The 9,622-nt window shown below is 57.6% G+C and carries 8 protein-coding genes and 2 pseudogenes; 6 read left to right on the plus strand and 4 right to left on the minus strand.

Features of this window, described 5'->3' with window-relative positions; genetic code table 11:
* Window positions 1-104 precede the first annotated feature (104 nt).
* The 6 genes and pseudogenes from BSU04_RS40060 to BSU04_RS40085 all read left to right on the plus strand — a co-directional run.
* Window positions 105-569: pseudogene (locus BSU04_RS40060) on the plus strand (thiamine pyrophosphate-dependent enzyme); the annotation flags it as partial.
* A 51-nt stretch (window positions 570-620) separates the two neighbouring features.
* Window positions 621-1,718, plus strand: coding sequence for an enolase C-terminal domain-like protein (locus tag BSU04_RS40065; RefSeq protein ID WP_089165745.1), 1,098 nt, complete (start codon window positions 621-623; stop codon window positions 1,716-1,718).
* A 10-nt stretch (window positions 1,719-1,728) separates the two neighbouring features.
* Complete coding sequence (locus tag BSU04_RS40070) at window positions 1,729-2,664, plus strand: hypothetical protein (protein ID WP_089165746.1); 936 nt, start codon at window positions 1,729-1,731, stop codon at window positions 2,662-2,664.
* A complete protein-coding gene (locus tag BSU04_RS40075; protein WP_089165747.1) occupies window positions 2,661-3,314 on the plus strand; it encodes a gluconate 2-dehydrogenase subunit 3 family protein in 654 nt (217 codons plus the stop codon). The genes BSU04_RS40070 and BSU04_RS40075 overlap by 4 nt, the downstream gene beginning before the upstream one ends.
* Entirely contained in the window at window positions 3,304-4,947 is a 1,644-nt protein-coding gene (locus BSU04_RS40080) for a GMC family oxidoreductase (RefSeq protein ID WP_089165748.1), read from the plus strand. The genes BSU04_RS40075 and BSU04_RS40080 overlap by 11 nt, the downstream gene beginning before the upstream one ends.
* Before the next feature lie 39 nt (window positions 4,948-4,986).
* Entirely contained in the window at window positions 4,987-5,871 is an 885-nt protein-coding gene (locus BSU04_RS40085) for an SMP-30/gluconolactonase/LRE family protein (protein ID WP_089165749.1), read from the plus strand.
* A 479-nt stretch (window positions 5,872-6,350) separates the two neighbouring features.
* Here BSU04_RS40085 and tpiA read toward each other — a convergent pair whose 3' ends face one another.
* From tpiA to BSU04_RS40110, 4 genes and pseudogenes are all read right to left on the minus strand, one after another.
* Entirely contained in the window at window positions 6,351-7,100 is a 750-nt protein-coding gene (tpiA, locus tag BSU04_RS40095) for a triose-phosphate isomerase (protein ID WP_089165751.1), read from the minus strand.
* A gap of 133 nt (window positions 7,101-7,233) precedes the next feature.
* On the minus strand, window positions 7,234-7,851 hold the full coding sequence (locus BSU04_RS40100; protein WP_306427257.1) for a histidine phosphatase family protein: 618 nt from the start codon (window positions 7,849-7,851) through the stop codon (window positions 7,234-7,236).
* A 110-nt stretch (window positions 7,852-7,961) separates the two neighbouring features.
* Window positions 7,962-9,035, minus strand: a complete 1,074-nt coding sequence (locus tag BSU04_RS40105; protein WP_089165752.1) for a class I fructose-bisphosphate aldolase — start codon at window positions 9,033-9,035, stop codon at window positions 7,962-7,964.
* Window positions 9,032-9,622 (minus strand): annotated as a pseudogene (locus BSU04_RS40110) (phosphoketolase); the annotation flags it as partial. The gene BSU04_RS40105 and the pseudogene BSU04_RS40110, both read right to left, overlap by 4 nt.

Raw genomic sequence — 9,622 nt, forward strand, 5'->3', positions numbered from 1 at the left:
CTTCGCAACCCGTCGACATGGCCGTCGGCTTACAAAGAATCTGATGGGAAACAGCGGAGGCCATTATGGTACTTGATGTCAAGTTCCACTCAAAACGTCCTTGGGCCATGCAGATGAACAACATGGCTGAGCTCATCACGGTCGCGAAATATTGGAAACAGTGGGCGAGTCCGAAGTGGATCTGCATGGTTCTGAATAATAGCGACTTAAACCAGGTCACCTGGGAACAACGGGTCATGGAAGGCGATCCGAAGTTCGAGGCATCGCAAGATATCCCTTCAGTGCCCTATCACAAGTTCGCGGAATTGATCGGACTGAAGGGCATCTATGTCGATGACGACGAGAAAATGGGCGCTGCCTGGGAAGAGGCTTTCGCATCGGACAGGCCAGTAGTGCTTGAAGTAAAAACCGATCCGAATGTGCCACCTTTACCTCCCCATATCACCCTTGCGGAGGCGAAAGCGTTCGCATCTACCTTGATGAAGGGCGATCCGGAAGAAGGCAATATCTTGATTGACACTGCCAAGCAAGTGCTCGGAGCAGTACTGCCGGGCCACAGGGGCACCTGATCCTGGCGCAACAGCACGGCAACCCGATTAGTACGAGGTCATCCGAGAGCCATGCCAGCTTCGCATCAAGCAACAATCACTGAGGTCCGGTGCCACGCATACACGATTCCGACAGATTTGCCGGAAGCCGATGGCACCTTCGCCTGGAATTCAACCACGTTGATTGTTGTGGAAGTGGATGTATGCGATGCGACAGGGACCGACAGTGATGCCAGCGCTGCGAAGCCGCTCCGTGACACGATTGCTCCAGATATCGTGCAGGAAGATTGCTGGAATATCGAGACGTTGTGGCAAAAGATGCAATGCCGGGTCCGCAATGCAGGCCGTGTCGGGCTCGTAGCCACAGCGATTTCTGCCGTTGACTGTGCGCTGTGGGACCTGAAAGCAAAATTGATTAACGTGCCACTTGTGCGTTTGCTCGGCGCAGCGCGCTTGAATGTGCCGATCTATGAAAGTGGCGGCTTCACCACTTATACGGAGACCCAGACAAAGGAGCAGCTTATCCGGTGGGTGGAGCATGACGGCTGCCGCTGGGTGAAAATCAAAACAGGCAGCAACCCGGAAGAAGATCCAGCGCGCGTGAAAAGCGCCCGCGATGCAATCGGCGCCAACACCGGTCTTTTTGTCGACGCAAACGGCGCCTATGTTGAAAAAACCGCCCTGGCCTATTCGCACACCTTTGCCGAACAAGGTGTTGCCTGGTTCGAGGAGCCGGTGTCCTCAGACGATCTCGCCGGACTGTGCTCGCTTCGCGAGCGTGTTCCTGCGCCAATGGAAATCGCAGCTGGCGAGTACGGCTACACGCTCGACTATTTTCGTCGGATGCTGGATGCACGCTCGGTAGACGTCCTTCAAGCGGACGTGTCGCGATGCGGCGGCGTCACGGGCTTCATGCGCGTCGCAGCCCTGTGCGACGCCTTTCACATTCCGTTATCTGCTCACTGCGCACTAGCACTGCATTTGCACGTTGCCAGTCCCGGTGCGCGACTGCGCCATCAGGAATGGTTTCACGATCATGTCCGAATCGAAAGCATGCTTTTTGACGGCGCGCCAAAGCCTGTGAAGGGCGAAATAGGTCCCGATCTAACCCGTCCTGGATGCGGACTTGAATTTAAGCATGCTGACGCGCAACGCTACTTCATTGGATGAAGGAGAACGAATGGGCAACAGTTCGCGCATCATCGGTCTTGTATGTGCCTGTGCTGGCGTTGCAGCAGTCGCAGCGGTGGCGCGTCGAAACTCAGTTTCATTTCCGCTGCCCGAGCGCGAGGGGGAATCCGAGGTTCAGGAACATATCGTGGCGGCCCGCGCATTCAATCGAAGCTCAGCTTTGCTCGCCGCGTCGGTGCTCGCCGATAGTGCCATGGAGCATTACCGTGGTTCGTTTGCGAACCCCGCGATGTATACGCCGCTAGCCTCGTCCGCCCTCTCCGTACTCGCTGGTTTGCACGGGGGTGTAGATCGCAACGCCGAAACTCAACAACTGCGCCACGCGATCTATGTGGTCGCTGTCGCCGCCGGGGTCTCAGGCACCGCCTTTCACCTGTACAACGTAACAAAACGCCCAGGGGGGTGGAGCTGGAACAACCTGTTTTATGGCGCGCCACTCGGCGCACCTGCCGCACTTCTGCTGTCCGGCGCGCTCGGGGCCGTCGCGGAGCGTCTACGCGACGAACCGGCCGAGAAACCCCAGATCTTCGGGCTACCGGCTGGGAAGGCGCTAGCACTGCTGGCAAGCGCCGGGCTCGTGGGTACAGTAGGCGAAGTAGCGCTTCTGCATTTTCGGGGGTCGTTCCAACATCCGGCCATGTATGCACCGGTCAGCCTTCCACCGATCGCCGCAGTACTTCTCGCTCAGGCAGCGTTGAGATCGCCGCGCCCAAGTTGGTTCGCGCGTGCATGGTTGCGCATGACGGCCGCCTTGGGATTAATAGGCGTCGGATTCCATGCCCGTGGCATCGCCCGCAATCAAGGCGGCTGGCGCAACTGGAGCCAGAATCTGTTTAACGGACCGCCACTTCCGGCCCCGCCCAGCTTTTCAGCACTGGCGCTAGCGGGACTCGCCGCATTACGCCTGAGAGAAACCGAGAAATGACCACCATACCGTGCACACGCTACCCCGGCTATAACGTCCTCGATAAGCGGGACACGCCTTCGTGGGATGAGGCCACACGAAAGGTCGTCGACGAGCGCCTGGCGACACCGAACGATCCGCGGTTCTTCAATGCGGTCGAATGGACAACCGTCACGGCGCTATGCGCCTGCATCATGCCGCAGGCGTCCGATCGACCCGCGATTCCTTTGCCAGCGCTTCTGGACGCGAAGCTGTTCAATAACGAAGGAGATGGATACCGCAACGCCCGTCTGCTGCCGATGCGAACAGCATGGCAAGTGGGGCTTGCCGCAATGGACCAAGAGAGCCGTACACGATCCGAATTGCCGTTTGCGAGCCTCGGCAGTGCGCAGCGAGTCGATCTGCTTAAGGAAATGCAGCGCGGTGAACTGAATTGCAGCGTCTGGCAAGGGATGCCGTCAGAGCTTTTCTTTGCCAAGCGGGTGCTTCACGACATCTGCGGCGCCTACTATTCGCATCCTCAAGCCTGGAGCGAAATTGGCTTTGGCGGGCCCGCCAATCCTCGAGGCTATGTTCGGATGTACTTTGACCGGCGCGACCCCTGGGAAGCCGCTGAGGCGAAGCCGGACGACGAAGGCAAAGCCTACCAGGAGAATCGCCGTGCTCGATGACGCTCAGCATCAACCCCGCGGCAAGAACGGACGCGCGCCCGACGTATTTCATCGCACCGCGTGGATACCGATGCTCGAATATCCGCAAGACGAGGAAGTTGATTTCGCGATCGTTGGCACTGGCGCGGGCGGCGCCACCCTCGCATGTTGCCTCGCGGAAAAAGGCTTTAAAGTCGTCGCCTTCGACGCCGGGGCGTGGTGGCGCCCTCTCGAAGAATTCGCTTCCGACGAAGCTCACCAGTCAAAACTATACTGGACCGATGAACGCATCTGCGACGGTGAGGACCCGCTAGAACTTGGATCGAACAACAGTGGCAAAGCGGTGGGCGGCAGCACGGTGCATTTCGCCATGGTGTCGTTGCGCTTTCGACCGGAGTGGTTCAAATCGCGCAGCCTGCTCGGCTATGGCGCCGACTGGCCGCTCGACTGGCGCGAAATGTGGGGATATTACAGGCGGGTAGAGCAAGTCTTGAACATTTCGGGCCCAATTAATTACCCCTGGGGGCCGAAGCGCCCGCGTTATCCTTATCGAGCCCATGAGTTAAATGCCGCAGCACTTGTTCTCGCCCGCGGAGCCGCGGCCCTGGGTATTCCCTGGACGCCAACACCGCTTGCGACCTTGTCCGCACCGCATGGAGCGGCTCACCCCTGCGTGTATCGGGGATTTTGCGTGTCCGGCTGTTCAACCAACGCTAAGCAAAGCGCACTGGTTACCTGGATTCCAAGGGCAGTCGCGGCCGGTGCCGAAATTCGTGATCTTGCGATGGTCGGACGTATCGTCACTGACGACTCTGGCAGGGCCACGGGAGTCGAATATTTCCGAGAGGGACGCTGGCAATTCCAGCGCGCGAAGAATGTCGTAGTGGCGGGCTATGCCATCGAAACACCCCGTTTGTTACTGCTGTCGGCCACCAGCCGCTTTCCTGACGGTCTAGCAAACAGTTCAGGGCTCGTGGGCAAGAATTTTATGGTGCAGACCAACCAGGCGGTCTGGGGGACCATGGACGAAGAGATCCGCTCATACAAGGGCCCCCCTTCGCTCGCGATCACCGAGCATTGGAACTACACCGACAAAGGAAAGGATTTCTTTGGCGGCTACTGCTACATGAGTCAAGGCCCGCTGCCCAAGGTGTGGGCCGCGACCCAAAACGGTCGAGGGTTGTGGGGTCATCAGCTACTTGACGAGATGCAAAAATACAACCATCAAGCGGGCTTAAAGATCGTGGGGGAGACCTTACCGCAGGAACGCAACCGCATTACCCTCGCCGATGAAAAAGATCAGTATGGTTTACCGATCGCTCGTGTCACTTATTCCCTGTGCGATAACGATAAGCGCCTCGTCGCACACTCATTGAATTTCATGAGTAACGCTTTGAATGCGGCAGGCGCTAAGGACGTATGGCGCGAAACTGACGACACCTGCCATCTAGGCGGCACGGCGCGAATGGGCAACGACCCGCGCACGAGTGTCGTCGACGCGGACTGTCGCAGCTGGGACATCCGAAATCTGTGGATCTGCGACGGCTCTGTTTTTCCGACGGTGGGCGGCGTCAACCCTTCCCTCACCATTCAAGCGATTGCCATGCGCACCGCCGACAGAATCGCAGCGCTTGCTGCGCGGGGCGAACTTTAGGCTTGGGGACTTGGGTCACATTTTTTATCGGAGCAGCTCATGAAAATCGAGGTTGTCGTTAATGGAGGCGCGACGATCGGTGAATCACCGACATGGGCAGATGACGAGAACGCGCTTTACTGGATCGATGTCAAAAAGCCGGCGTTGTATCGCTATGATGTTGCCACAACGGATAACCGATCTTGGCTCATGCCGAGCGATATCGGCGCATTCGCGTTAGTTCACAACCCGCGCGGCGCCGTTGTGGCACTTCGCCACGGAATCTTTCGACTCGAGTTCGCATCCGGTTCCTTGAGACGGCTCGCACAAGCGCCTTTCGACTCCACAAAATTTCGCTTCAACGAGGGAGCCTGCGATAGCGCAGGGCGGTTTTGGGTCGGGGTCATGTTTGACCCGCTGGAGAGCACTACTACGCCCGAAGAGGCGCCACTGCATAGCTTCACGCTGGCAGACGGACTGCGTCCGGAGCCGGACGTTTCGGACCTGCACAATGGCATGGCATGGAGCCCGGACGAAAAGCGGTTCTATCTTTCTCATAGTCAAACTAAAGAGGTGTTCGCGTTCGCTTATGATGCAGCAACCGGGCAGCTCGGCCGACGCGATCTCTTTGTACGAGTAGAGGACAACCTTGGCATTCCTGATGGTGCGGCCGTCGATACCCAGGGTGGATACTGGTGTGCCTTGCACGGCGCGGGGCGCCTTCGCCGCTACACTGCGGACGGGGCGGTCGATCGCGATATCCCGCTGCCTGTGAGCCAGCCAACGATGTGCGCGTTTGGCGGCAAAGCGCTTGATGTAATGTACGTGACGAGCTCGACGGACAAGCTAACGCCGGAGCAGCGCAGCAGCGAGCCTCTTGCGGGCTCGCTGCTGCGTCTTCGCCCCGGTGGAATAGGAATCGTCCGACCGCACTCGTTGCTTTAAAATTGTGAATGTGGCGGTCGCAAATTCCGTGGCTTCAGTGCTCACGCGGTTCCGGCTATCCTCGAGAGCGAAATCAAAACATAAACGATTTGGTTCCCTGAATTACTTAATGATGACGTGGATGTTCTGAGTGTCCGACCCATCGATGGTGTCTAGTGCCAGCCTCAGCTTTACGACCTTGAATTTTCCATCGTTTTCACCGATCTGAGATAGATATAACTTCGTACCCTCTTTCAAGTAAGCCATCTTATTTTCCTTGGAAATGGTGACCGCCGGGCTATCATCGGTGGATCGAAAAAAGCTATAGACATATGTCATGATATTTCCCCTATAAACGGACGACTCTATAGAGAGTAATCCTCCCAAGAATCGCGGGAGGCCGATCCATACCCGCTTGTGCCACTTTATGGTCAAAGCGATGCCTTCCCATCGACGTCGAATATCCAGGCTTTACCGCACAAATTACGCTACTACAAAGGTTAAGGTTCGGCCGGTACAACTCCGATTATGGCTGCGAAATCGGTGGCCTTCAGGCTCGCGCCACCGACCAACGCGCCGTCGACTTCCGGCAACGCCAGGATGGCTCGCGCGTTGTCGGGATTGACAGAACCGCCAAAAAGGATGCGTATCGTGCGCCCTCGTGTCCCTAAACGGGAGACAAGACACTCGCGGATGTGCTCATGCATCTCGACAATTTCGTCCGGTGTCGGCTCTTGGCCACTTCCGATCGCCCACAGCGGCTCATAACCCACTGCGTTGACGGACATGCTCATGCTGTCGGGCAGGCTCGCAGCGATCTGGTTGCCGCACACTGCGAGGGCTTTGCCATCCTTTCGCTGTAATTGCGTCTCACCGATGCAAATGATCGCCAGCAGTCCGGCGCGCGAAGCAGCTTCCACTTTTTTCGCCACCACTGCGTCGGTCTCACCATGATGCTGTCTCCGTTCGGAATGCCCGAGTATTACCGTGTTCGCGCCCGCGTCTCTGAGCATCTCCGCACTGATGTCTCCGGTGAATGCGCCAGAGATCTCGCTGTGGCAGTTTTGCGCTCCAATAGCGATGCGACCTGCGGCCAAACTGGACGCGCGGGCGATAAGCGTCGCTGGCAGGCACACCAGGACGTCCGCATGGGTCGGCCTCAGCTTCACCGACGCGGCAATCGCCTCAATCTCGGCAAGCTGAGACGACAGCCCGTGCATCTTCCAATTTCCCGCGATCAGCGGTCGCATGATCTTCCTTATTTTGTTACGGTCGGCGGTTTGCAGCGGAAGGCCTCTTCCGCCGCTTACGTTACATGTGTGTTCCTCCACTGGGTTTCTAACACGTGGGGGTTGTTTTTGACCGATGCCTGCTGCAATGTCGTTAAGGGCTAACGGACAGCGATGAATGCATGCTGTTCCACAGTGCTATGACTTGGGTACTGGGATGAGCGGCCTCGTGGCCGAGAATGCTCAACGAAGCCGCGCCGAGCGCGAAATGTCGACCCTCGCTAACTGGGGCCCCAATCCATCTTGCTGCCAGGACGCACCCTAGTTGGCCATGGGAGAAAAGGGCGACGTTTCCTTCAAGCACGGAGAGCTTTGCGATAAGCCGATCGACTCGCTCCGAAATCTGCAAGGGTGTTTCGCCGTTTGGACAGCCATCCTTAAAAACATCCCAGTCCGGGCGCGCTTCGCGAATGTCGACCGAACACTGCCCCTCGTAGTCGCCGTAGTCCCATTCCTGCAGGTCCGGTTCTATCCGCGCTTGCGAAGCGAACCCTGCCAGCTCACATGTTCGCTGCGCGCGTTGTCGCGGGCTTGTTAGAACGCGGGCAAACGGGATACCTCGGAGATGTGCCCCAAGGCTTCTGGCTTGGTCCTCGCCGCGGAGGGTCAACGCAATGTCTGTGCGCCCGGTGTGCTGACCAGACAGTGACCATTGTGTCTCGCCGTGCCGCACGAAGTAAAGTTGCAACAGCCGTTGTCCAGAAGTAGTCACGAGTTCGCCCCCTCATTCATAGCTAGCTTGATGCCTGACCTAAAAAACCAGCCATGCCGTCCTCGGTCGTCCATTCGGATCTCAGGGGCCGCCAGGATGTTGTACAAGGCTTATGCCACCGCTACCTTGTTGCGGTTGTTGTTCGAAGATGTTTGCTCTGACGATTTACGATCCATCTCGCCACGATACTCACCCCGGCATGCGGCGCGGTTACACGCAGCCCGGTGATGCAACGCCTGTTGAGCGTCTTTCGCATGAATCTCTTCGCCACGCCAGATTTCTAGAGCCGGTTGCTGGATGGCTCGACCGAAGGAGAAGGCCACCGCCCAAGGCAACGGCTCCTTCGCCCGGGTATGCATGGCATTCAAACGAGCAGATGCCAACTCGCCGGACTGGCCTCCCGATAAGAACATGATTCCCGGAACCGCCGCCGGCACCACTCTGAGGAGGCACCTGATCGTGGCGTCCGCCACCTCGTCTACAGACTCCTGCGTGGCGCAGCTCAAACCGGGCAACACCATATTAGGTTTGAGGAGCATGCCCTCCAGCAGTACTCGTTGAGCGCGAAGATGGCTAAAAACGCTGCTTAGGACATCCTCGGTGACCTCCTCACATCGACTCAGGGTGTGATTCCCGTCCATAAGGACTTCCGGTTCGACAACTGGCACAAGTCCACATTCTTGCGACAAACAGGCATAGCGTGCAAGAGCATGCGCGTTCGCGTCGATACCGCTGCGGCTTGGGAGGGCGTCGCCTATGACGATAATGGCGCGCCACTTAGCAAACCGAGCCCCCATGTCGACGTACTCTTTCAATCGGACCCGCAAGCCGTCCAAGCCTTCCGTTATCAGTTCTCCCGGATGTCCAGCCAGGTCCTTCGCGCCGATATCGACTTTGATGCCGGGAATAATGCCGGCGCCGACAAGTGTTTCGATGAAGGGTGTCCCATCTTTTCCCCGCTGTCGGATCGTCTCATCGTAAAGAATTGCACCACTGATCACGTCGCCGAGCCCAGGGGTGGTCACGAGTAATTCGCGATATGCGCGTCGGGTTTCTTCGCTCTGCTCGATGCCCGACTTGGCAAACCGTTTGTCGCAGGTTGAGTTGCTCTCATCCATCGCCAACAGACCCTTTGCGTCTGCGACCAACGCCTTGGCCGTCTCGATAAGCGTTCGCGAATTCATTTCACATCGCCCCACTTCCAGTTCCGAATCTCCGGCATGTCTTGCCCATGCTTATCGATAAAATGTTTGTGCTGGATAAGCTTGTCTCGAACAATCTGCTTCAAGTAGGCGCCCTTCCCGCCCAACTGCGGCAACACGTCGATCACGTCCTGAACAAGGTGAAAGCGATCAAGGTCGTTCTGCACTCTCATATCGAAGGCCGTGGTAATCGTTCCCTCTTCCTTGTAGCCTCGCACGTGCATATTGCGGTTGGTACGACGGTATGTAAGCCTGTGAATCAGCCATGGGTATCCGTGAAAGCCGAAGACGATCGGCTTATCTTTGGTGAACAGCGAATCGTAATCTTTCTCGCTCAGACCGTGTGGGTGCTCGGCGCTCGGCTGCAGCTTCATTAGATCCACAACGTTGAGCACCCGGATTTTCAATTCGGGCAGGTGTTCGCGAAGGATGGAAACAGCTGCCAAAATCTCAAGAGTGGGTGTGTCCCCGCAGCACGCCATCACAACGTCCGTCTCACCTTCCTGATCATTGCTGGCCCACTGCCAGATGCCAATCCCTTCCGTGCAATGCGCCACCGCGGCGTCCAT

Source organism: Caballeronia sordidicola, assembly GCF_002220365.1.
Taxonomy (GTDB): domain Bacteria; phylum Pseudomonadota; class Gammaproteobacteria; order Burkholderiales; family Burkholderiaceae; genus Caballeronia; species Caballeronia sordidicola_C.

What these genes read in the sequence shown, in the direction of transcription:
- BSU04_RS40065 (WP_089165745.1), top strand. Translation starts at nt 621, where the DNA reads ATGCCAGCTTCGCATCAAGCAACAATCACTGAGGTCCGGTGCCACGCA.
- BSU04_RS40070 (WP_089165746.1), top strand. Translation starts at nt 1,729, where the DNA reads ATGGGCAACAGTTCGCGCATCATCGGTCTTGTATGTGCCTGTGCTGGC.
- BSU04_RS40075 (WP_089165747.1), top strand. Translation starts at nt 2,661, where the DNA reads ATGACCACCATACCGTGCACACGCTACCCCGGCTATAACGTCCTCGAT.
- BSU04_RS40085 (WP_089165749.1), top strand. Translation starts at nt 4,987, where the DNA reads ATGAAAATCGAGGTTGTCGTTAATGGAGGCGCGACGATCGGTGAATCA.
- tpiA (WP_089165751.1), bottom strand. Translation starts at nt 7,100, where the DNA reads ATGCGACCGCTGATCGCGGGAAATTGGAAGATGCACGGGCTGTCGTCT.
- BSU04_RS40105 (WP_089165752.1), bottom strand. Translation starts at nt 9,035, where the DNA reads ATGAATTCGCGAACGCTTATCGAGACGGCCAAGGCGTTGGTCGCAGAC.